Origin of the sequence: Bacillus sp. FSL W8-0848 (genome assembly GCF_038007805.1) — a bacterium.
GTDB classification, from domain to species: Bacteria; Bacillota; Bacilli; order Bacillales; family Bacillaceae; genus Bacillus; species Bacillus glycinifermentans.
Map to the genome: position 1 here is coordinate 2315396 of NZ_JBBOYB010000001.1, position 21743 is coordinate 2337138.

The 21743-nt window shown below is 47.0% G+C and carries 24 protein-coding genes; 4 read left to right on the top strand and 20 right to left on the bottom strand.

Translation table 11 applies throughout. The features are described 5' to 3' along the window. Positions 1–12: 12 nt before the first annotated feature. The 8 genes from dnaK to gpr all read right to left on the bottom strand — a co-directional run bounded on the left by dnaK (position 13) and on the right by gpr (position 9579). Positions 13–1845 (bottom strand): molecular chaperone DnaK, encoded by a 1833-nt coding sequence (dnaK, locus tag NSQ39_RS12100; protein ID WP_046131777.1) that lies wholly within the window; start codon positions 1843–1845, stop codon positions 13–15. Positions 1846–1868: 23 nt separating this feature from the next. Then, complete coding sequence (gene grpE / locus NSQ39_RS12105) at positions 1869–2459, bottom strand: nucleotide exchange factor GrpE (RefSeq protein ID WP_046131776.1); 591 nt, start codon at positions 2457–2459, stop codon at positions 1869–1871. A gap of 77 nt (positions 2460–2536) precedes the next feature. Next, complete coding sequence (hrcA, locus tag NSQ39_RS12110) at positions 2537–3568, bottom strand: heat-inducible transcriptional repressor HrcA (protein ID WP_046131775.1); 1032 nt, start codon at positions 3566–3568, stop codon at positions 2537–2539. An 80-nt stretch (positions 3569–3648) separates the two neighbouring features. Beyond that, entirely contained in the window at positions 3649–4788 is a 1140-nt protein-coding gene (gene hemW, locus NSQ39_RS12115; RefSeq protein WP_048355477.1) for a radical SAM family heme chaperone HemW, read from the bottom strand. A 60-nt stretch (positions 4789–4848) separates the two neighbouring features. Beyond that, complete coding sequence (lepA, locus tag NSQ39_RS12120; protein WP_046131773.1) at positions 4849–6687, bottom strand: translation elongation factor 4; 1839 nt, start codon at positions 6685–6687, stop codon at positions 4849–4851. A 142-nt stretch (positions 6688–6829) separates the two neighbouring features. Next, complete coding sequence (locus tag NSQ39_RS12125) at positions 6830–7153, bottom strand: YqxA family protein (RefSeq protein ID WP_046131772.1); 324 nt, start codon at positions 7151–7153, stop codon at positions 6830–6832. A 15-nt stretch (positions 7154–7168) separates the two neighbouring features. Next, complete coding sequence (spoIIP, locus tag NSQ39_RS12130) at positions 7169–8371, bottom strand: stage II sporulation protein P (protein ID WP_175076601.1); 1203 nt, start codon at positions 8369–8371, stop codon at positions 7169–7171. A 101-nt stretch (positions 8372–8472) separates the two neighbouring features. Further along, positions 8473–9579, bottom strand: coding sequence for a GPR endopeptidase (gene gpr / locus NSQ39_RS12135; protein WP_175076600.1), 1107 nt, complete (start codon positions 9577–9579; stop codon positions 8473–8475). Positions 9580–9783: 204 nt separating this feature from the next. Here gpr and rpsT point away from each other — a divergent pair, with 204 nt between their 5' ends. Next, the gene (rpsT, locus tag NSQ39_RS12140; RefSeq protein ID WP_046131769.1) at positions 9784–10050 is read left to right on the top strand and encodes a 30S ribosomal protein S20; all 267 of its coding nucleotides are present in this window, start codon (positions 9784–9786) and stop codon (positions 10048–10050) included. Between the two features lie 69 nt (positions 10051–10119). Here the strand turns inward: rpsT and holA are convergent, their stop codons facing one another. Then, positions 10120–11148 (bottom strand): DNA polymerase III subunit delta, encoded by a 1029-nt coding sequence (gene holA / locus NSQ39_RS12145; RefSeq protein WP_175076604.1) that lies wholly within the window; start codon positions 11146–11148, stop codon positions 10120–10122. Between the two features lie 229 nt (positions 11149–11377). On the opposite strand from holA, the gene NSQ39_RS12150 reads away from it, so the two are divergent. Beyond that, a complete protein-coding gene (locus tag NSQ39_RS12150) occupies positions 11378–11509 on the top strand; it encodes a YqzM family protein (protein ID WP_048355472.1) in 132 nt (43 codons plus the stop codon). 101 nt (positions 11510–11610) lie between these two features. On the opposite strand, the gene NSQ39_RS12155 is transcribed toward NSQ39_RS12150, so the two are convergent. The 3 genes from NSQ39_RS12155 to NSQ39_RS12165 form a co-directional block, all read right to left on the bottom strand. Further along, positions 11611–13938 carry a DNA internalization-related competence protein ComEC/Rec2 gene (locus tag NSQ39_RS12155; RefSeq protein ID WP_335498015.1) on the bottom strand — a complete coding sequence of 776 codons (2328 nt, stop codon included), beginning with the start codon at positions 13936–13938 and terminating at the stop codon, positions 11611–11613. Positions 13939–13944: 6 nt separating this feature from the next. Continuing rightward, on the bottom strand, positions 13945–14514 hold the full coding sequence (locus tag NSQ39_RS12160; protein ID WP_175076598.1) for a ComE operon protein 2: 570 nt from the start codon (positions 14512–14514) through the stop codon (positions 13945–13947). A gap of 68 nt (positions 14515–14582) precedes the next feature. After that, positions 14583–15203, bottom strand: a complete 621-nt coding sequence (locus NSQ39_RS12165) for a helix-hairpin-helix domain-containing protein (protein WP_438823808.1) — start codon at positions 15201–15203, stop codon at positions 14583–14585. Between the two features lie 84 nt (positions 15204–15287). Here NSQ39_RS12165 and comER point away from each other — a divergent pair, with 84 nt between their 5' ends. After that, positions 15288–16109 (top strand): late competence protein ComER, encoded by an 822-nt coding sequence (gene comER, locus NSQ39_RS12170; RefSeq protein WP_175076596.1) that lies wholly within the window; start codon positions 15288–15290, stop codon positions 16107–16109. Positions 16110–16176: 67 nt separating this feature from the next. Here comER and NSQ39_RS12175 read toward each other — a convergent pair whose 3' ends face one another. From NSQ39_RS12175 to NSQ39_RS12210, 8 genes are read right to left on the bottom strand one after another with little or no spacing between them, the layout of a single operon-like run. After that, positions 16177–16932 carry a class I SAM-dependent DNA methyltransferase gene (locus NSQ39_RS12175; protein WP_046131762.1) on the bottom strand — a complete coding sequence of 252 codons (756 nt, stop codon included), beginning with the start codon at positions 16930–16932 and terminating at the stop codon, positions 16177–16179. Continuing rightward, on the bottom strand, positions 16932–17285 hold the full coding sequence (gene rsfS / locus NSQ39_RS12180; RefSeq protein WP_335498007.1) for a ribosome silencing factor: 354 nt from the start codon (positions 17283–17285) through the stop codon (positions 16932–16934). Before rsfS ends, NSQ39_RS12175 begins: the two co-directional genes overlap by 1 nt. Positions 17286–17298: 13 nt before the next feature. Next, positions 17299–17862: a bis(5'-nucleosyl)-tetraphosphatase (symmetrical) YqeK gene (gene yqeK / locus NSQ39_RS12185; protein ID WP_175076594.1), complete on the bottom strand. Its 564-nt coding sequence runs from the start codon at positions 17860–17862 to the stop codon at positions 17299–17301. Further along, entirely contained in the window at positions 17852–18421 is a 570-nt protein-coding gene (locus tag NSQ39_RS12190; RefSeq protein WP_046131759.1) for a nicotinate-nucleotide adenylyltransferase, read from the bottom strand. The genes yqeK and NSQ39_RS12190 overlap by 11 nt, the downstream gene beginning before the upstream one ends. An 18-nt stretch (positions 18422–18439) precedes the next feature. Further along, positions 18440–18730: a ribosome assembly RNA-binding protein YhbY gene (gene yhbY / locus NSQ39_RS12195; RefSeq protein ID WP_335498003.1), complete on the bottom strand. Its 291-nt coding sequence runs from the start codon at positions 18728–18730 to the stop codon at positions 18440–18442. Beyond that, positions 18724–19557 (bottom strand): shikimate dehydrogenase, encoded by an 834-nt coding sequence (gene aroE, locus NSQ39_RS12200; protein WP_335498001.1) that lies wholly within the window; start codon positions 19555–19557, stop codon positions 18724–18726. The genes yhbY and aroE overlap by 7 nt, the downstream gene beginning before the upstream one ends. A gap of 16 nt (positions 19558–19573) precedes the next feature. Next, positions 19574–20674: a ribosome biogenesis GTPase YqeH gene (gene yqeH / locus NSQ39_RS12205; RefSeq protein ID WP_046131756.1), complete on the bottom strand. Its 1101-nt coding sequence runs from the start codon at positions 20672–20674 to the stop codon at positions 19574–19576. 3 nt (positions 20675–20677) lie between these two features. Further along, positions 20678–21196, bottom strand: a complete 519-nt coding sequence (locus NSQ39_RS12210; protein WP_046131755.1) for a YqeG family HAD IIIA-type phosphatase — start codon at positions 21194–21196, stop codon at positions 20678–20680. A 366-nt stretch (positions 21197–21562) separates the two neighbouring features. On the opposite strand from NSQ39_RS12210, the gene NSQ39_RS12215 reads away from it, so the two are divergent. Then, positions 21563–21703: a sporulation histidine kinase inhibitor Sda gene (locus NSQ39_RS12215; protein ID WP_046131754.1), complete on the top strand. Its 141-nt coding sequence runs from the start codon at positions 21563–21565 to the stop codon at positions 21701–21703. Positions 21704–21743: the final 40 nt, after the last annotated feature.

Sequence of the window (21743 nt, forward strand, 5' to 3'; positions counted from 1 at the left end):
ATTCTATTGTTCTTACTTTTTGTCCTGGTCGTCGTTCACTTCTTCAAATTCAGCGTCTACGACATTGTCATCCGCTTTTTTCGCTTCTCCGCCTTCCTGAGATTGCGCTTGTTTAGCGGCTTCTTCGTAAAGCTTCACTGAAAGCTCTTGAACGATCGTTTGCAGCTCTTCTTTTTTCGCCTTGATTTCGTCAAGGTCATTTTTCTCGATTGCGCTTTTTAGCGCGTCTTTTGCTTCATTCGCTTTTTTCACTTGTGCTTCATCCGCTTTGCCTTCAAGGTCTTTCAGCGTTTTTTCGGTTGTGAAGACAAGCTGGTCTGCTTCGTTGCGAATCTCGATTTCCTCTTTTTTCTTCGCATCGGCTTCGGCGTTTTCCTCAGCTTCTTTGACCATGCGTTCGATCTCTTCATCAGAAAGACCTGAGGAAGATTTGATCGTGATGTTCTGCTCTTTGCCTGTTCCTAAATCTTTCGCACTTACGTTGACGATACCGTTTTTGTCGATATCAAACGATACTTCGATTTGCGGAACACCGCGCGGTGCCGGCGGGATATCTGTAAGCTGGAAGCGTCCGAGCGTTTTGTTGTCGGCAGCCATTGGGCGCTCACCTTGTAGCACGTGAATGTCAACCGCTGTTTGATTGTCGGCCGCTGTTGAGAACACTTGTGATTTGCTTGTCGGAATTGTTGTGTTGCGGTCGATCAGTTTGGTAAACACGCCGCCCATTGTTTCGATACCAAGAGATAATGGCGTTACGTCAAGAAGAACAACGTCTTTTACATCGCCAGTGATGACGCCGCCTTGGATCGCTGCACCAAGCGCAACAACTTCATCAGGGTTTACGCCTTTATGCGGCTCTTTGCCCGTTTCTTTTTTGATTGCTTCCTGTACGGCAGGAATACGCGTAGATCCGCCGACAAGGATGACTTTGTCAATTTCGCTTGCAGAAAGATCTGCATCTTGAAGCGCCTGACGGACAGGGCCCATCGTGCGTTCTACCAAGTGTGAAGAAAGCTCATCAAATTTAGCGCGTGTCAAGGTCAGTTCAAGATGAAGCGGACCTGCATCCCCTGCTGTGATAAACGGCAGGGAAATTTGTGTTGAAGATACGCCGGAAAGGTCTTTTTTCGCTTTTTCAGCAGCATCTTTCAAGCGCTGAAGCGCCATTTTGTCTTTGGACAGATCGATGCCGTTTTCTTTTTTGAATTCTGATACGAGATGGTCGATGATGACTTGGTCGAAGTCGTCTCCGCCGAGACGGTTGTCGCCCGCTGTAGCGCGAACTTCAAATACGCCGTCGCCAAGCTCAAGAATCGAAACGTCGAATGTACCGCCGCCAAGGTCGTATACAAGAATCGTTTGATCTTCATCCGTTTTGTCTAAGCCGTAAGCAAGCGCAGCCGCAGTCGGCTCGTTGATGATCCGCTCGACTTCAAGTCCGGCGATTTTACCGGCGTCTTTTGTCGCTTGGCGCTCCGCATCGTTGAAGTATGCAGGAACGGTAATTACGGCTTTAGAGACTGTTTCACCAAGATAGCTTTCAGCATAAGATTTTAAATGCTGAAGGATGATCGCAGATACTTCCTGTGGCGTGTATTTCTTGCCTTCGATTTCAACTGTATAATCTGTGCCCATATGGCGTTTGATCGACATGATCGTATTCACGTTCGTGATGGACTGGCGTTTTGCCACTTCACCCACTTGCCGCTCTCCGTTTTTAAATGCTACAACTGACGGAGTCGTGCGGGCTCCTTCTGGGTTAGGGATGACTTTCGGCTCTCCGCCTTCAAGCACTGCAACGCATGAGTTCGTTGTCCCTAAGTCAATTCCGATAACTTTGCTCATGAAAATAACCTCCTGCTATGTAGTTATTGATTTACTTTTACCATAGAAGGACGGATCACCCGGTCCTTAAGTTTATAGCCTTTTTGCAGCTCCTCAACGACTGCATTCGATTCATATGCTTCATCCTCAACCTGCATCACGGCCTGATGCAGATTCGGGTCGAATTGTTCGCCCACAGAAGGAATGATTTCAACGCCTTCGTTTTGAAGTGCATCCAAAATTTGACGGTGCACCATTTCCATTCCTTGCAGCAGGCTTTTCGTCTGTTCGTTGTCAGGATCGATCCCGAGGGCGCGTTCAAAGTTGTCGAGCGCCGGGAGCAAATCGCTGATGATGCGCTGTGAACGGTATTTTTCCGCGGCTTCAAGGTCAAGGCGGGCACGTCTTTTGTAATTTTCGAAATCCGCCTGAACACGTAAAAGTTTATTTTCTTTTTCATCAAGACGTTCTTGAAGTTCTTTCAGTTGTTTTTCAAGCAGTTCAGTTTGGTTTTCTTCAGCCTGTTCATCGGCTTCAGAAGCGGCTTGTTCTGCTTCAACTTCAGCTTCTTCTGCTTCCGTCTGATTCAATTCTTCCAGTTCCTCTTGTTCCTGGTTTTGTTTTTCTTCTGCCATCTGTGTTCACCTCCCTTAAAGGTACCTTGCATATGTAGAGAAGGGAGAGCTCCCTCCTGCCTGCTTTCAGTACTGCCTTACCCATCATACAAACTCGTCAGCGCTTTTGACAAGTCAGATGATACATGCTGGAGCAATCCGACGACACGGGCATAATCCATGCGCGTCGGTCCGATGACCGCGATCGAGCCGATCTGCTTTGAACCGAGCGTATAAGTGGCGGTAATCAGACTGCAGTTTTCCATTTCTTCGTAATCATTTTCTTTGCCGATTTTAATGGTGATTCCGGCTTCCGTCGATTGGAAAAGCCGCAGAACTTCCTGTTCTTTCTCAATAAGCGACAACAGCGATTTCACCCTGTCGATATCGTGAAATTCGGGCTGATTCAGCATATTAATCTTGCCGCCGAAAAACAAGCGGTCGGTTTGGGCCGAAGAATCAAGCGTAGCCGCGAGCGCATGCAAAATATCGTCATAGTTACGGATATGCGCACGCAGGAAGATGACCACTTCCTTAAAAATTCTGTCTTTAAGCTCTGATATCGGGACGCCTGCAAGGCGTTCGTTTAATATGTTAACCAGCTTTTCGAGGTCTGAAAGGTCGACCTCCGCCGGAAAATTAATCGTTTTATTCTCGACGTGTCCCGTGTTTGTCACGAGAATGGCGACAGCCTTATTCGGCTGGATCGGCACGATCTGAATCTGTTTCAAATGATTCTCGCTCAGCCTTGGCCCGAGGACAATCGATGTATAATTGGTCAGGTCTGATAAGACTTGAGCTGACTTTTGCACGGCTTTTTCAAGCTCAAAGATCTTTTCCTTGAAGATGGAATGTATTAATTTCAAATCCGTCTTTGACAGCTTTCCAGGAGAAAGCAAATGATCAACATAATAGCGATAGCCTTTTTCAGAAGGAATCCTGCCTGAAGATGAATGGGTTTTTTCGATAAATCCAAGCTCTTCCAAGTCAGCCATTTCGTTTCTGATCGTAGCCGAGCTGAATGTGATGTCTTCCTTTTTAGAAAGCGTTCTTGATCCCACCGGCTGAGCTGAACGAATAAAATCGTTGATGATAACCTGCAAGATTAACAGCTGACGATTTGTTAACATCCATATCACCCCTGTTAGCACTCACGACACCCGAGTGCTAATTGTATATCAAAATTACCAAACCCCAATCAAAATGTCAATTATAACTCACCCAAGAATGCCTGAAACACTTCATTTCCCAGCAGCTTTCCGCCGTGTGTCAAACGAACGCTTTTTTCCGTATTCAAAATCAGTCCTTTTTCTTCAAGTGAACGCAAAACGTCCGGGAAAAGGCCGTCAAGAGGCGTTCCGTATTTTTCGAAAAACCGCTCTTTGCTTACGCCGGCTGTTTTCCGCAGGCCGAGAAACATCTCTTCTTCAATCTGTTCATTTCTTGTCACGGGATGGCTCTCCTTATAAGGAAAACCGGTTTTGTCGATAAGCTCGATATAATGCTTGACAGGGCCCGCGTTTACGGTTCGTTTGCCATTGATATAGCCGTGGGCGCCCGCTCCGAAGCCAAAGTACTCTTCATTGCTCCAATATGTGAGGTTATGCCTGCTTTCAAACCCTTTTTTCGCGAAGTTGCTGATTTCGTACTGGTGTATGCCGGCTTCGGCCATCGTTTTCATGACGAGCTCATACATCTCCGCCTCCTGCTCTTGCTGCGGCAGGTGAAGGCGGCCTTTTTTCATCAGATTGTAAAAAACGGTTTTCGGCTCCACAATAAGCGAATAAACCGAATAATGCTCAGCGTCGAGAGACAGTGCGGTCTCAAGCGATGCAGCCAGATCGTCAATCGTCTGTCCCGGCAGCCCGAACATGAGGTCAAGGCTGATGTTTTCAAATCCGGCCTCCCTCGCCCTTTCAAAGGAAACGAACACATCTTTTTTCTCGTGAACCCTGCCGATTTTCTTCAGCAGCTCATCTTCAAACGTTTGAACGCCGAAGCTCAGCCTGTTTACACCGGCTTGCTTCAATACGTTCAGCTTTTCTGACGACAGATCGTCCGGATTGGCTTCCACTGCAAATTCAACGAGGTTTTCGCCCGGTTTTAAAACCGAGTTGACTGTATCAAGCAACCGTTCAAGCTGAACGGCCGATAATGAGGTCGGAGTGCCTCCGCCAATAAAAATCGTTTTCAGCTCGGGGGCCTCGATGGCTTCCATTGTATTGGACATTTCCTTTTCCAAATAGCGCAAGTAGTCGTCAACAGGCTGGCTCTGAATAAAAAATTTATTAAAATCGCAATAATGGCAGATGTGTTCGCAAAACGGAATGTGGATATAAGCGGATTTCATTATGTTCACCTTCTTTTACGGAAAGAAGCCGCAGTGTGTTAAGCTGCGGCGGAAAAAGGCCTATGATTTCTGGCTGCTGTCGTCCATTTTCAGCACAGCCATAAAGGCTTCCTGCGGAACTTCGACAGAGCCGACCTGTTTCATTCTTCGCTTTCCTTCCTTTTGCTTTTCAAGCAGTTTGCGCTTTCTGGAAATATCTCCGCCGTAACATTTCGCCAGAACGTTTTTGCGCATCGCCTTGATCGTCGAACGGGCGATGATCTTTTGGCCGATGGCAGCCTGAACCGGCACTTCGAATTGCTGGCGCGGAATGAGTTCTTTCAGCTTTTCGACGATTACCTTTCCGCGCTCATACGCATAATCGCGGTGAACGATAAAGGAAAGTGCATCAATTTTTTCGCCGTTCAGCATGATGTCCATCTTGACGAGCTTAGACGGCTTATAGCCGATCAGTTCATAATCAAATGACGCATAGCCTTTTGTGCTCGATTTCAGCTGATCGAAAAATTCATAGACGATCTCAGCCAGCGGAATTTCGTAAATGATGCTGACCCGGTTGGCATCGAGGTACTGCATGTCGATGAACTGGCCGCGCTTATTTTGGCACAATTCCATGACCGCACCGACAAAGTCGTTCGGCACCATCATCGTTGCTTTCACGTACGGCTCCTCAATACGCTCAATCTTCTGCGGATCAGGCATGTTTGACGGATTGTCGACGATGATCTTTTCGCCGTCAGTCATGTAAACGTCGTAAATAACGCTCGGCGCCGTCGTAATCAAATCAATCTTAAATTCGCGTTCAATCCGCTCCTGGATGATCTCCATGTGAAGCATGCCCAAGAATCCGCAGCGGAAGCCGAATCCTAAAGCCTGAGAGGTTTCCGCTTCATATTGAAGTGAAGAGTCGTTCAGCTCAAGCTTCTCAAGCGCTTCCCGCAAATCGTTGTATTTCGCGGTGTCGATCGGATACAGTCCGCAATACACCATCGGATTCAGCTTTCTGTAGCCGGGCAGGGCTTCCTCGGCCGGGTTTTCCGCGCTCGTGATCGTATCCCCTACGCGGGTGTCTCCCACGTTTTTGATCGCCGCCGTCAGGAATCCGACATCGCCGACCGTCAATTCATCGACAGGAACGGCTTTCGGCGTAAATACGCCGACTTCCGTGACTTCAAATTCCTTCCCGGTCGCCATCATCTTAATTTTCTGTCCGGCCTTTACTGTTCCCTGGACAACCCTGATATAGGCGACGACTCCTCTGTAGGCATCGTAGAGGGAATCGAAGATCAAAGCCTGTAAAGGCGCGTCAGGATCGCCGTCCGGCGCCGGGACTTTTTCAACGATCTGTTCCAGTATCTCTTCGATCCCGATGCCCGCTTTGGCGGAAGCAAGAACCGCTTCTGAAGCATCGAGGCCGATGACATCTTCCACCTCTTGGCGGACGCGCTCCGGCTCTGCGCTCGGCAGGTCGATTTTGTTGATGACCGGCAGGATTTCGAGGTCATTGTCAAGCGCAAGGTAAACGTTTGCGAGCGTCTGCGCCTCGATTCCCTGGGCTGCGTCAACGACGAGAATCGCGCCTTCACACGCGGCCAAGCTTCTTGACACTTCATAGGTAAAGTCCACGTGCCCCGGGGTGTCTATGAGGTGAAAAATATATTCCTCTCCGTCCTTTGCTTTATATTTCAGCTGAACGGAGTTGAGTTTAATGGTGATTCCTCTTTCTCGTTCCAAATCCATCGAGTCGAGCAACTGCTCTTTCATTTCCCTTTGAGTGATTGCCGCCGTTTTTTCCAGTATACGGTCTGCCAGCGTTGATTTCCCGTGGTCAATATGGGCGATAATAGAGAAATTGCGAATTCTCGACTGTCTTTGTAATCGTTTTTCTTTGTCTGTCACACTAATCACTCCTACTATGAAACGCAACATGCGCTAGCTTAGATTATATCAATAGGGGTGTGAAGATTCAATGTTTAGAAATCCTCAGGTGTAGTCGCAAAAAAGAGAAAAACGAGTTCCCCTGGAACCCGTTCTCTCTGACTTATTCCGTTTTGTCCTTAATCCAGTCATACAAAGACCTGGCTGAGTTCGTGACCGAGTCTGCCAGCGCGCGGCCGGCTTTGGAAAAGAAGTTGAAAGCTTCCAATCGTTCAAGCTCCTTCTGTTTTTCTTCCAAATCGATTTTGTGCCCGAGAACGGAAGCCTCCATCGCTTCTCCTTCAGAAATGCTGAGCGCTCCTTTTAAATCGGGGTCTTTATAGCCCTTCATTTCCAGCATCCCGTGATTCGCCTGCTGCATGCCGACGAGAACGCCGAAAAACATGACAGCGGATGCCAATATGCATTTTCCTATAAAAGAAGCCACCGTTATCACCTGTTTCTATTGTTTTTTCTTATCGTCTTTACCCGAGCCTGCATCGACTTTTTCCGCCTCCCAGAACATCTCGCTGAACACGTCGGCCGTTGCTTCTGCAGCCCGTTCAAGCTCCGCCCGATTATTATCGACGCCTCCGAATTCAATTAAGATCGAATGCTCGTTTAAGTCCTGGTTATATACGCCATTATCCCCAGGATCGCCTTTTGATATAACGCCGCGGCTTAAGCCCGGATATTTTTTTTCAAGGCGCTCATGCAGATCTTTTGCCAGCTTTAAATTTGCCTCAAAATTAGAGCTTTTTTTGCCGATGACAAATGCGATCCGCGCATAGCTTTTTCCTTTTATCGTCGTGGTGGTCGCTTTTCTGCGCTGCGCATCCCTGTGAATATCGATAAAATACTGCAGATCCTTGTGTCGGGCCATCGCTTCTTTAACGACAGGCCTTGCCTCATCATAGGAGCGCGGATAGCTCCAGCCTTTCTTTTTCAGATTCGCTTGAATGTCCGTTTTATCCACCTTTGCCCCAACGCCTTGAGATTTTAAAGCATCAGCGAGCATATCGCTGACAAGCGTGACATTCGCTTTTGAATGAATGGCCATGTCGGGATTGGTTTCCCCCTTTAAAAATGGCAGATACGATTCGGTATTATGGGTGTTATAAATAAATACCACTTTCCGGTCGCCGGTTGACTGCTCGGGAGGTTGTTTGTTTTCATCGTCTTCTTTCTTTCCTTCAATCTCTGCAAGATTTGCTTCTCTTTCTTCTTTTAAGACTTCTGTCGGCGGCGCAGATTCAGAAGGCATGTTCGTATAATCGGTCCCTTGTCCAGCGACGAGAATGTCTGAATCAAAATGCGAAAAACCTGGAAGCTCGCGGCCGAGAAAGCTTCGCGGGTCTTTCAAATTAATGCTCGTCGCCAGTTTCAGAACAAGCGGCGAAAGCTCAATCCTTTTATTCGGCTCAGGCAGCTCTGATGCAAAATAGCGGTTTTCCATCCCTAAAATGTGTCCAAACGCTTCACCCGCCAGTTCATCCGTCACCCGGTACAATGACGAAGACGGTCTCAGTTCAGGCCGGAGAGATGTGAGCACCCCTGACAAAATGAACACCAAGAGCAGGCCGGCAATAAACAAGAAGACTGTTTTCACCGCGGTTCCAGCGTTTACGGCCAGCACAAACTGACGATTTCTGCCTCTTTTTTTCATCGCAATCCCTCCAGAGCTTGTCTAGTAAATAGACTATGAGCAAGATAGAGGAAGTAGAACAAGCCATTGGGCGAAAAAAATCAGGCGGCTGTTTCAGCCGCCTAGTGGTTGTACATTCCTTTGTTGTCCTGTGAGACTTTTTCGTGCAGCGCGGTGTTCAGCCCGTTTGCAATGACGTTTGCCATGTCATCGATGAACGAATCGACTTCTTTCGGCGTTACCATCAAATTATGGCCGAGCGGTGCAAGCACTTCGTAAATAAGCTGCCTTTTTTCATCTTCTCCAAGACTTCCGACGATTCCGAGAAACGATTTGCGCTGCTGTTCATCCGGGAGGTCTTCCTCTGTCAAAACCTTTCGTTTTCCGAAGGTCATTCCTGCAGGCACAAGCGATCGGGACGGGCTGTCATCTTTCATCTCTCTTCCGAAATGCTTCAAAATATAATCGATCGTATCGCTTGTAATCGTAACCGCATCGACAACGGTCGGAACGCCGATGGCGATGACCGGGATGCCGAGCGTCTCTTTGCTTAATTCCTTCCGTTTATTCCCGACCCCTGATCCGGGATGAATCCCGCTGTCGGAAATTTGAATGGTTGAATTGACGCGGTCGATCGCCCTTGAGGCAAGAGCATCGACCGCAATCACGAAATCGGGCTTAGAACGGTCGATCACGCCTTGGATAATATCGCTCGTCTCAATCCCCGTCAGCCCCATCACACCCGGCGAAAGCGCGCTGACCGGGCGGTAGCCTTCCTCCACGTTTTCCGGCTGAAGCTTGAATAGATGCCTTGTCACGAGGAGACTTTCCGTCACAAGCGGTCCGAGGGAATCAGGGGTTACATTCCAGTTTCCCAGCCCGACGATTAAACAGCTCGCGTCCTGCTGAATGCCCAAATAGTCAAGAAAAGCGGAAAACTCCTTTGCAAACAAATTGATGACCTTTTCTTGAAGAGCCGAATCCTGCTGCCTGATCCCCTGCGTTTCCAAGGTTAAATAGCGCCCTGCTTTTTTGCCGGACAGCTTAGCCCCTTCTTCGTCAATATCCATCGTCTGGACTTTGATTCCGTCCTGCTCATATTCTTTGACCTTAAACCCTTTTAGTTGTTGCCGGGAAGACGCTTCCCTTTCTTGCGCCAGATCCTTTGCTTCAACGGCTAAATCGGTTCTAACGGTATATTTGCTCAAGTCAATCTTTTTCTTCTCCATATTTGTATTCCCTCCAAAAACATAACTGTCGTTAGTGTTCCCTGCCGCAAGTGCAAACATTCCCTGAAGCGTCCTTTCAAATAAAAATACTTTACATTTATATTGCAATCTAAAGGTGTGTTTGATAGAATACAATTTGTTCTATTGTGGAGATCTAACCTATAGAAAAAGGAACAGAGGTTATTTCTTAGGAGGTGAAACACATTGCCAAACATTAAATCAGCGATCAAACGCACAAAAACAAACAATGAGCGCCGCGCACACAATGCGACGATCAAATCTGCAATGCGTACTGCGATCAAACAAGTTGAAACACTTGTAAGCAACAACGAAGCAGACAAAGCAAAAGCAGCTTTATCCGTTGCAGCGAAGAAAATCGACAAAGCAGCGAAAAAAGGTCTTGTCCACAAAAATACTGCGGCTCGTTACAAATCAAACTTAGCGAAAAAAGTGAACGGACTTTCTGCATAAAAGAAAGCTTGGCCCTGCCAAGCTTTTTTGCTTGCTATTAAAAAAAGCGGCCTCCTGTTGAGGGCCGCTTTATTCATTCGGCTGCAAAAGCTTCAGCAAAAACAGCTCAAGCAGCAGCTGCTTGTCCTTTTTTCCTGTCTTAATTTCATAATCCATCACGGCGAGCTGCTCCATGATGCTTTTGAGCTCCGTTTCGGAAAACAGCCTCGCCTGATCGATCGCCAGCTTGATTCTGAAAGGATGGACTTTCAGGTTTGAGGCAATTTGCTTCTGTCCGTAACCTTGCTGTGAAAAATATTTCGTTTGCAATATGAGGCGGAACTGATTGGCGATCAATGCCATCATTTTAATCGGTTCTTCATTCTGTTTCAAAAGGTCGTAAAAAATCTGAAGCGCCTCCGTCCGCCTGCGATTGACGACCTTGTTGATCAATTCGAAAATATTCTGCTCAAGCCCCCTTGCGACGAGCTTTCTGACGTCGTCCAGCAAGATTTCATCACGGTCTCCGATATATGTACTGAGCTTTTTGACCTCTTGAGCAATGGCCGACAGGCTCGCATTGCACAGAATGACCAGCTCTTCCGCCGCGCCTGAATCGATTTGCTTCCCCTCTGATTTGGCGAGGCCTTTAATAAAGTCAGCCGTTTCAGGCCCGTTCAGCTCCTTTGCCTCGACCATATCCGCGTGTTTTTTCAGCAGCTTTGTCAGCTTTTTTCGTTCATCAAGCTTTTCGTACGGAGCCAGCAAAACAAATACGGAATACGGCGCAGGCTGCGCAATATAAGCTTCAAGAGCCTCAAGGTTGTGCTCAGGCTTGTCTTTCTTTTTTTCAGCCGTTAAAAAAGTCGGATTTTTGGCAACGACGAGACGCCTCTCCCCCATAAAAGGAAAGGTTTCAGCATCCTCAACAGCAAGATCGAGAGCATCTTCTTCCAGGTCAAATACGGAAAGGTTAAAGTCTTTTGTTTCTTCGTCAACGACGGCTTGTCTAATCCTTTGAACCGTCTCCTGCAGCAGATATGTCTCTTTTCCGTACAAACAATAAACAGGATGAATATCGCCTTTTTTCAAGCTTCTCCAAACATCAAATACCGTCATCTGTACTTTCCTCTCTTTCATCCTTCCCTTCTATCCTAAAGCGTGTTTTGCAAATAGTAAAGAGAGAAACGGAGTCATCCGCTCTCTCATTTATAATAAACGCCTTCTATAAACCCCCGGGTCAGTTTATAAAAGACGATGTTCATAAAATGTAGAAAACGGTTGCAGGAAGCTTCTAGATTTTTCTAAAGAATTGAATTATACTGGATACAAATAGGAGGGGTAAATTGTGAATGAATTTGAAAAAGACGTACAAAGCAAACGTAACGATCTTGTAGACTCGGGTGTCGGTTTTGTCGTGAGTTTTGGATTCTTTGCTGTAATGTTTATCATCGCTACTGTCATACATCTGGCCGGATGATCAAAACCGGATTGACTCCGGTCGCACATGTTGCTTAACACAAACTTAAAAATGAATTCTTTCCGCCAGCTGCCGACTGCTTAGACGCAGTCTTTTTTCTGTTACGGGGAATATACTGTATCATATGGAGGATGAAGCAAAAACGTTCCGTCCCCTCTTTTAAATAGGTACTGAACCGCCCCGTCCCGGTCCGTCCTGAACACCTTGACCTGATGACGCTTTAAAACCTCCAGCACCTCCTCATGCGGATGGCCGTAGCGATTGTGTTCCCCAGCGGAGATGAGCGCGATTTTCGGCTCGATTTGTTTGATCAATTCCTCCCCTGTCGATCCTTTGCTGCCATGATGGCCGACTTTCAGAATATCGGCTTTCAGATCCGGATAGGCTTCGATGATCTCCCGCTCGCCCTGCTGTTCCAAGTCGCCTGTTAACAGCCAACTGAAGCCGCCAGCCTTCATCCATAAAACGAGGGAACCGTTATTTTTGCTGCTTCCGTTCGCTGTCTCCGGCGAAAGAACGTCAAATACCAGATCACCGATCTTCAAACGGTCTCCCCTTTTGGCTGTTCTCACATCCACGCCCCTTTCCGCAGCGAAGCGGAGGAGCTTTTCATCCGCCGGCTCAGCAGCATAACCGATCGGCACAATCAGTTGTTTCACTTTATGCTTCCTGATCAAAACTTCAGCTTCTCCAATATGATCCTGATCAGCATGAGTCAAAATTAATGCATCGAGTTTTTTCACCCCTTTTGAAGCGAGGAACGGCATTAACACTCGATCTCCCAAGGAAAACTCATGTTTCCTTTTTCGCCATTCCTCAGTTTTGAAAGAAACGATTCCCCCTGTATCGATCAAGACACGTCCGTTTTGTCCGGACGCGCTGACATATATGCTGTCACCCTGCCCGATATCTAGCACCGTAACTTCCCCTTCACGGGTGAGATACGGCGCGGAGGCGTGAAACAAAAAAGCGCAGGCAAGCAGACAAACCGGGATGATGAGCCTTTGAATAGAGGCCTCTCTTTCCATGGAGATGAAAAGAAAACATATTGCAACAAGGTAAAAAAGCAACTGGAGGACATCCGGCTGGACGGCCGAATATGTGAAGAAATCAACGGAAGAAACAGTTTTAACCACAACATGGCTCCACCGGAGCAGCGCATCGAGTGCACCGATTGCAAGTTCCCCAAGCGGGGGCGCAATCCATAATGCCGATAGACCGGCCAATGACAGCGGCATAACAGCCATCACATAAAACGGTATAAAAAATAGATTCATCAGCACGCTGAGAAATGAAAACTCTTGAAAGTGAAAGAGAAGAATCGGAAGAGAACCGAGCTGGGCCGCAAAGGAGGAAAGCAATAGCCGGGCGGCTTGACGTTTAGGCTTTACTAGTATTTTCTTCGAGAGAATAAAGACGAATGACGCTGCAAAGGAGAGCTGAAAACCGGCCTGAAACAGCATATAAGGGCTGTATAACAAAAGTCCGAGAAAGGCGATGCTGATCACCTGGGCGCCCCTTAGACGATTCTTGCACAATGAAGAAACGAGGTAAATTTCTGTCATGAACGCCGCTCTCAGCACAGAGGGTGCCCCTCCTGTTAACACGGCGGCAACGGGGAGCATGATGATCAACGACCATTTTGCACATTCTCTCGTCATGCCGATCCGCAGCAAAATGTAGAAAAAAGCTGCTGAAATAATCCCAATGTGAAGCCCGGAAATCGCCAAAAGGTGGATGATCCCGAGCGTTTGATATCCGTCAATCACTTCCTGCTCGATCAGAAACCTGTCGCCGAACGTCAGCGCCTGCACAATACCAGCTGATGATTCTGGTACATTTTTTTCTATAAAAACAAGTCCGGCCTTGCGGATTTTCAGCAAAAACGGCATCAGGACGCCGCCGGACTTGCAGTTTTCGATCGACTGAACCGTAAAATTCCAGTGAATGCCCTGCTGGCGCAAATATTCTTTATAGTCAAACGTCCCGGGTACAGTCTCTTTTTTAGGCATTTTTAATTCGCCTTTCATAAAACACGTGCTCCCCGGATCGAGCGCTGATAGCGCCGCTTTTTCCTGCAGGGACTTTATGATGTAACCCGCTTTCACGGCCTCTCCTTCAGCCGTTTCGGCTGTGAAAGCGAGACGGTCCCCGTCGATTCTGGGAATATCGCGAATCGATACAGCCGCATGGTACGCGCCTTCCCGGTAACTCGACGTATTCGATCTGTCGATGATGAGAAAATAACCAAAATAAAAACCGCAAACAAGTGTACAAATGATAAAAAGAAAAAATTGTTTTTTAATCAGACAGAGGATGAAAAACAGACATAAAAAGGCGGCTAAGGGGAGAAGAGAGGAGCTTTGAGCAGAAGCAATTCCGGCCGCCGCCGAAATTGCTCCGCAAGGAAGGATGCGGTAGGTGCCCATGTTACATTACACGTAGCTCGTAAACAGCTTATTCGCCTGTTCATGTATTTTTCTGATCTCCGCTTCTTCAAGCCCCGCCTCTGACAGCTTCTGTATCAGATCTGCAACAAACGATAATTTCTCCCGATTTTTCAAATCGATAATCATTTCGTCAAGTTCTACCTGTTCCACCCTGACCGAAGCCTGTTCAAAAAGCTCAACTGCGTACGGATGATTCTTATAATCCTTTGCATAATATATGGTTTTGATGCCTGATTGAATAATTGATTTACAGCACTGGATGCACGGAAAGTGAGTTACATATATTTCAGCGCCTTCTGTCGGCACTCCGAATTTTGCGCATTGAAGGATCGCATTCATTTCCGCGTGAATGGTCCTGACACAATGCCCGTCGATAAGGTAGCATCCTTCATCTGCACAGTGGACCCCTCCGGCGATTGACCCGTTGTACCCCCCTGCTATAATTCGTTTATCCCTGACAATCGTCGCCCCGACAGCGAGCCTTGTACAAGTGCTGCGAAGCGCGAGCAAATGGCTTTGCGCCATGAAGTATTGATCCCAAGAAATGCGTTCCACGTTGAATTCCCTCCAAATACGATGTAAGACTTCCCTAAGTTTACATATGATTGTCCTTTGGCGTCAATTTACTTCACTGATATTGACGATTTTATTTTTTCAAATGTTTTTTCTCCGATGCCTGAAACGTTTGTAATGTCTTCCACCGTTTGAAACGGACCGTTCTCGTCACGGTATGCTGCGATCGCTTCCGCTTTTGAAGGTCCGACGCCCGGGATCGCCTGAAGCTCTTCCGATGAAGCGGTATTAATGTTAACCGTTTCTGCTTCGCCCCCCGCTGTCGATGATGATCCTCCTCCCGCACCGGTTTGAACGCCTTCCTCGCCTTCATACGGAATATAAATCACCATCCCATCCTGAAGGACAGCGGCCAGGTTGACTTGTTTCTCTTCTGCATTTTTCACGGTACCTCCCGCCTTTTTCAGCAAATGATGCACCCTCTCGCCCGCCTTCATCTCATAAACGCCGGGCTTTTTGACGGCGCCCTTCAGATCGATCACAATTTCGTCGTTTTCTTTCGTTTCCTTTTTGGCAGCACGGCCGGATGAAGAAGCGGCGGCCTCTGCCGGCACAGCATTGCTCCCGGCTGGTTCGCTGCGTATGTTTGACATCACAGCGACTGCGATGATAAAAAGTGCTGCAAGTATCCCTCCGGCCGCTGGCCATTTGTAGCGCTTCAGCCTGTTCATCAACAACTCACCTGCTTCCATACATATTTTAACTGGAGCGGTCATATCGTTTAAAAGATACACGTTTAAAGGAGGGGAGAACGATTGAATATCGGCTTTATCGGGACGGGAAACATGGGGACTATACTTATCGAGGCGTTAATTGAATCCGAAGCGGTCATTCCCTCATCTTTAACCATTACAAACAGAACGATCGGCAAAGCGTTAAACATAAAAAAGCGATTTCCAGACATCCGGGTCAGAGAGCGGCCGGAAGAAGCCGTTGCCGAAAGCGAGGCCGTATTTATTTGTGTAAAGCCGCACGATATATACCCTCTGTTAAAGCGTTTAGCGCCTGTTTTCACACCGGATCAGATTGTGATCACGATAACGAGCCCCGTCCAGGTCGAACAGCTGGAAACGGTCGTTTCCTGTCAGGCTGCAAGGGTGATCCCGAGCATCACCAACAGGGCTTTATCGGGCGTTTCGCTTTTAACATTCGGTAAGAGCTGCAATGCAGCAACAAAGGAAAAAATCACAGGACTGATGGAGAAGATTTCGATTCCTTTGGAAATCGAAAACGGCATCACCCGTGTTGCCTCGGATATCGTCAGCTGCGGTCCCGCCTTTATGAGCTACTTAATTCAGGAATTTATCCAGGCAGCCGTTGAAGAAACATCGGTGTCAAAAGAGGACGCTATTTTGATGTCCAAGGAAATGCTTGTCGGCTTGGGGAGACTTCTCGAAACAGAGCTGTACACGCTGCCGACACTGCAGAAAAAGGTTTGTGTAAAAGGCGGGGTAACCGGCGAGGGGATCAAGGCGCTGGAAATCGGTGTTCAAGACATGTTCCGCCAGATGTTCCGCAACACACACTTGAAGTATGAAGAGGATATCGCTTTGGTCAAAAAGCAATTTCAGGTCTGATTCATTGTTTCATATGTGGCGCAGATACTCAACTATGGAAAATGGCATTTTTAAAACCATCGTCATGTCAAACGATGGTTTTAGCTTTTTTTGCCGTATAAAAATGACGCTCTGTATCCGCATCAGGCTTTCGGTCTGAAAAATCGGCGGTTATCTGCTGTACGGAAAATCCTGCCGTTTTTAACAAGCGGGTGTATTCTTCGGTTTCAAATGTCCGCTGTTCATGGGTTTCATCAAAACGGTCATACACGCCCCCATTTTCCACGAAAAATGTCAAATCGTGAATGACCGAATGAACGGCTTCTCCCTCATAGCTTTGCCAGATCACGCTGACATCTTCATCCTGATCTGCGTATGTGCTCCCGGGAAAAACGTCGTCAATTTTGTAGACGGAATGGACGTCAAATAAAAGAAGTCCGTCATCCTTCAATAAAGAAAAAACGTTTTTAAAGGTGTCTAAAACGTCTTTTTCATCTTTTAAGTAATTTAAGGAATCACAGCAAATGACAACCGCGTCAAATTCTTGTTCATGCCCTGATAAATCGCGCATATCCTGCTGAAAAAAACGGATCGGAAGCTGCCGGCCGGCAGCTTTTTGCTGCGCCTGCGCCAGCATGTCCCCGCTGATGTCAACACCTGTGACATCATATCCTTTCTCAGCAAGGCGAACGGAAATTTCCCCGGTGCCGCACGCGAGATCAAGAATCCGAATATGCTCCTTTTTCATCGCCGAAAGCGACTTCTCAATCCATTCGACCCACTGATCATACGGGGCGTGAGCCATCAGTCTGTCATAAACGCCTGAAAATCCTTGATAAATCATTAATTGGCTCCGAATGAGAGATCTTCAAGAGGAGCATCTCCCCATAGTTTTTCAAGGTTGTAATAGCCTCTTTCTTCTTTATGGAAAACGTGGGCAATGACATCTCCCAAATCGATTAAGATCCATCTGGCCTCGTCAAACCCTTCCATTTTCTTTACATCGATTCCATTTTCTTCAGCCCGATCCTTAATTTCCCGGGCAATTGCCTGTACCTGCTTATCTGAGTTCCCGTGGCAGATCAGGAAATAATCGGCCACAAGGGAAATCCCCTGCATATTCATTGCGATAATATCTTCCGCTCGTTTATCGTCGCAGGCTTCAGCGGCAATTTTTAAAATTGAAGCTTGATCCATTCACTAATTCCTCCTATTGTCTTTCTTTTACTAACGCATTATATGTCGCCAGCGTGTCCGGAAAAACGGCTTGGTTTTTCGTCATTAAAAAGGTGATCGTATTTTTCAGCGCCTGGATGAGCGCAAGATCCAAGTTTTCTTCGGCAAGCACGCGAACCTCGTCAACACCCGGAAAGCAGCGGCCCGGTTCAATATAGTCCGCGACATAAATGACTTTTTCCAAAAGCGTCATGCCGGGCCTTCCCGACGTATGGTATCTGATCGCCGACAAAATGTCTTCGTCCGCAATGCCGACCTCCGTTTTGACAAGTACTGCTCCTGCCGGCGCGTGCCAAAGCTCATGATGAAAATCGAGCACATCAAGCGATTTGTTGTCGTTTAAAATGATTTGTTTCATTTCCTCTTTCGGACGAAACTTGGCATAGTCATGAAAAATCGCGGCGGTTTCGGCCTTTTTCACATCTGCGCCAAACCGTTCCGCAAGCATTACCGCCGTTTCCATTACGCCGATCGTATGCGTATACCTCTGCTCTGTCAGCTGTTCTTTTACACAGGCAAGGGCTTGATCACGTTTCATATAAACGATTCTCCTTTACATAGACCTTCACTTCGTCAGGAAGCAAGTAATCAGTCGGCTGACGGTTTTTGATGCGCTCCCTGAGCAAGGAGGATGAAACCTCAAATTCCGGAACATCCACGAAAACGAGCGGATATGGCGTATCAATTTGAAAGCCGGGACGCTTGACTCCGACAAATTGGATCTCTCCCACCAGCTTGTCAATATTCGACCACTTCGGCAAGTACTCCACCATGTCCGCACCGATAATAAAATAAAACTGATGATCCGGATACCGTTCTTTTAAGAGCCGGATCGTATCAAACGTATACGAAGGCCCTTCCCTTTCGAGCTCAATCGTCTCCAATTTAAAACGCTCTTTTCCCGAAATGGCGATCTTCAGCATTTCAACGCGGTGATGGCTTTCTGAAAAAGAGTTTTCCTGTTTATGCGGCGGAATTTGATTGGGCATAAACCAGATTTCGTCGAGATCCATTTTGTAAAGCACTTCATTCGCCATTAACAGATGCCCGTTGTGCGGAGGATCGAACGTCCCTCCGAAAACCCCAATTTTCTTCATGTTTACCACCTTTAAACCTTAAGGAAGCTCGATTTGTTTGTTTTCTTTGGACTCCTTGTACAGCACGATGATATTTCCGATCGTCTGCACGAGTTCGGCGCAGGCGCCGCTTGCCAAAGCCTCCGCCACCTCATTCTTTGGCTGCTCGCAGTTTTGAAGCACGCTTACTTTGATCAGTTCTCTCGCTTCGAGCGCATCACTGATTTGTTTGATCATATTTTCATTGACTCCGCCTTTTCCGACTTGAAAGATCGGTGTCAGATGATTCGCTTCCCGGCGCAAATGGCGTTTTTGTTTTCCAGTTAACATTCTTTTCCTCCTAGTTTTCGTAAAACGATTGATTTCATTTTTTCCATATCAGGCTCGCGGCCTGTCCACAATTCGAAAGAGAGCGCGGCCTGGCCGATGAACATGCCGACGCCGTTCAACGTTTTTAAGGCCTTTGCCTCAGCTTCTTTTAATAAAACGGTCTTCAACGGGTTATAAATAATGTCGCATACAAGGCACGTTTCTTTCGCGCGGGCCAATGAAAGCGGAACATCATCCACGTTCGGGTGCATGCCGACTGAGGTGGTCTGGATCAGCACGTCGTACACAGACAAGTCACCCTCTGCTTCTGATAAGGACATCGCTTTCGTTCCATCATAAAGGCGAACGAAAGCTTCTGCTTTTTCAGGCGTGCGATTCGCCACATCGAGCCGCTTCGGCTTCTCTGCTGCGAGGGTCGTAAAGATCGCTCGGGCCGCTCCCCCTGCTCCGATGATCAAGATCGAAAGCTCGCTGACAGGCTGATCAAGGGATTGCTTCAGCGATTTTAAAAATCCTTCTCCATCCGTATTATATCCGACCAGCTGTTCTTTTTCTCTTCTGACAGTGTTTACCGCCCCGAGCACTTTGGCGCTTTCATCGATGCGGTCAAGATATTTCATGATCTCCACCTTATGGGGAACCGTCACGTTAAATCCTTGAATGCCGAGCGCCCGCATTCCTTTCACCGCATCTTCCAGATCATCGCTTTCAACCCGGAAAGCGTGGTAATACCCGTCTAATGAAAGGTCTTTCAAGGCCGCATTATGGATGTCGGGCGACATGGAATGGGCCACCGGATTTCCAATCAGTCCGTATATCGGTTTCATTGCTCTCTCCCCCAGCTTATATTAAAGATCTTCGCACAAACACGTGAACGCCTTTAGGCGCGTGGGCGACAATCCGTTGATTCGCCCCCTGAACCGTCACCCAGCCCAGACCGGAGAACACCACGTCGGTTTTTGGCTCCTTGATCGTAAAGGTGTGTTTTACAAGCTCAGGAAATGAGTCAAGGTCTTCTTTAGCAGGAGGCGCCAGCATATCACCCGCGTGTTTTTCATAAAGCTGATCCGCATTTTCAAGCTTTGTTCGATGGATGTTTATTTGATTGGGCATATAACATACAAACGAAGACCTGCCGCCCGCTACATAGTCAAACCGGGACAACCCGCCGAAAAACAGCGTCTGCTCTTCGTTCAGCTGAAAAGTGCGCGGCTTTAATTCTTTTTTCGGCGTCAATAGTTTCAGGTCTTGCTTTGCGACATAGTGTGCCATCTGATGGTGGTTGATGATACCCGGTGTATCGTACATCGATGACCCGTCGTCAAGAGGGATTTCAATCGTATCAAGCGTAGTACCCGGATACTGGGACGTCGTAATGATATCCCCTTCTCCTGACACTTCTTTAATGATCCGGTTGATAAACGTTGATTTCCCGACATTCGTACAGCCGACGACATAAACGTCTTTGCCTTGCCTGTAATGCTCGATCGCTTCGATCGCTTCCTTCATTCCATGCCCGCGTCCTGCGCTGACAAGCAATACGTCAACAGGCTGCAAACCGAGCTCTTTCGCTTCGCGCTTCATCCAGTGAACGAGGCGCTCGCGTTTGACCGATTTGGGAAGAATATCCGCCTTGTTTCCGATCAACAGAATCGGGTTGCCTCCGACAAACCGGTTTAACCCGTTAATCCAGCTCCCGTTAAAATCAAAAATATCGACGATTTTCACAATGAGCGAATCGGTTTCCCCGATGCCGTGCAAAATTTTTAGAAAGTCATCATCCGTCAGGGAGACATCCTGGATTTCGTTATAGTTTTTCAGCCTGAAACAGCGCTGGCAGATGACGTCATCCTTTAATAATGAAGCTTCTGGCGCATAGCCTAGTTCATTTTCGTTTTCGGTTTGGATGGTGACTCCGCATCCGATGCAAACTACCTTTTCCATTGATTACTCCTCCCACTGAATATGGCCTTTCCGTTTTAATGAGCTCAGGATTCTGCGTTCTATCTGCCGGTTAAAACGCGTAAAAAAGCCGTCTGAAGCGGCTACAGGAACAACCAAAATCGTGTGAAAGCCGTTGCGGTTGCCTCCGAGCACGTCAGTCATCAGCTGATCTCCTATGACGACAACGTCTTCCTTTTTGAGCCCCATGTTTTTAACGGCTTTTCGAAAAGCTCTGCCCATCGGCTTTTTCGCTTTATAAATAAACGGAATATTGAGCGGTTCAGAAAATAATTTGACGCGCTTTTCATTATTATTTGAAACGATTGTTACTTTAATGCCATTCTCCTTCATTTCCTCAAACCATTCGATCAGACGCGGCGTGGCGCTCGGCCTGTCCCATTCCACTAGGGTATTATCAAGATCTGTAATAATTCCTTTTACATTCCGCTCTTTTAGTTTTTCAGGGGTAATATGAAAAATATTTTTTACAAATTCATCCGGCAAAAAAAACTTTTTTAACACAAGCCGCACCCTTTCCTTTCTATATACTGCTGCTTTCTGAAAGTGTCGAATCAAATCTAAAAGTGTCTTAAAACATCGGCTCCCCGAAAAGTTTTCGACATATAATAGGATTCTTCAACAGGTGTGGATAAAATTACACACAGTATCCACTCTTATTTCATCGACCTTTTATTAAATTATAAACATGATACCCACAAGTTATCCACTTTTTGGTGTGGATAACAGAACGATTGTTCTCGCCAAATATTCATGGTAGATTATAGGTACTTCAACCAAAGATCGCATAACATAACATGATATGCTGACCTCAAACACGTTATTCCAATTATATAAGGAGGTGTCTTCCCCATTAAATGGGTACCGAGTATGAGAAAGCTGTCTGATGAACTTTTAATAGAATCATACATTAAAGCAAATGAGATGAATTTAAACCGCGAATTCATCGAGCTGATTGAAACTGAAATGAAGAGAAGGTCGCTCGGTCATCTGCTTTCTGTCTCCTCGTAGTTAAGCATTCCCGGGCGTTCTTGGGCTTTTTTCACTTAGG

Excerpts from the sequence above, each read along its gene's own strand:
- yqeH (WP_046131756.1), bottom strand. The coding sequence starts at position 20,674 with ATGGAAAAGGTAGTTTGCATCGGATGCGGAGTCACCATCCAAACCGAA.
- hemW (WP_048355477.1), bottom strand. The coding sequence starts at position 4,788 with ATGAAATCCGCTTATATCCACATTCCGTTTTGCGAACACATCTGCCAT.
- spoIIP (WP_175076601.1), bottom strand. The coding sequence starts at position 8,371 with ATGAAAAAAAGAGGCAGAAATCGTCAGTTTGTGCTGGCCGTAAACGCT.
- NSQ39_RS12155 (WP_335498015.1), bottom strand. The coding sequence starts at position 13,938 with ATGGGCACCTACCGCATCCTTCCTTGCGGAGCAATTTCGGCGGCGGCC.
- NSQ39_RS12215 (WP_046131754.1), top strand. The coding sequence starts at position 21,563 with ATGAGAAAGCTGTCTGATGAACTTTTAATAGAATCATACATTAAAGCA.
- hrcA (WP_046131775.1), bottom strand. The coding sequence starts at position 3,568 with ATGTTAACAAATCGTCAGCTGTTAATCTTGCAGGTTATCATCAACGAT.
- NSQ39_RS12190 (WP_046131759.1), bottom strand. The coding sequence starts at position 18,421 with ATGAAGAAAATTGGGGTTTTCGGAGGGACGTTCGATCCTCCGCACAAC.
- holA (WP_175076604.1), bottom strand. The coding sequence starts at position 11,148 with ATGACGGTATTTGATGTTTGGAGAAGCTTGAAAAAAGGCGATATTCAT.
- rsfS (WP_335498007.1), bottom strand. The coding sequence starts at position 17,285 with ATGGATCAAGCTTCAATTTTAAAAATTGCCGCTGAAGCCTGCGACGAT.
- dnaK (WP_046131777.1), bottom strand. The coding sequence starts at position 1,845 with ATGAGCAAAGTTATCGGAATTGACTTAGGGACAACGAACTCATGCGTT.
- gpr (WP_175076600.1), bottom strand. The coding sequence starts at position 9,579 with ATGGAGAAGAAAAAGATTGACTTGAGCAAATATACCGTTAGAACCGAT.
- NSQ39_RS12165 (WP_438823808.1), bottom strand. The coding sequence starts at position 15,203 with ATGAACAGGCTGAAGCGCTACAAATGGCCAGCGGCCGGAGGGATACTT.
- yqeK (WP_175076594.1), bottom strand. The coding sequence starts at position 17,862 with ATGAAACGTGATCAAGCCCTTGCCTGTGTAAAAGAACAGCTGACAGAG.
- grpE (WP_046131776.1), bottom strand. The coding sequence starts at position 2,459 with ATGGCAGAAGAAAAACAAAACCAGGAACAAGAGGAACTGGAAGAATTG.
- NSQ39_RS12175 (WP_046131762.1), bottom strand. The coding sequence starts at position 16,932 with ATGATTTATCAAGGATTTTCAGGCGTTTATGACAGACTGATGGCTCAC.
- yhbY (WP_335498003.1), bottom strand. The coding sequence starts at position 18,730 with ATGTTAACTGGAAAACAAAAACGCCATTTGCGCCGGGAAGCGAATCAT.
- aroE (WP_335498001.1), bottom strand. The coding sequence starts at position 19,557 with ATGAAACCGATATACGGACTGATTGGAAATCCGGTGGCCCATTCCATG.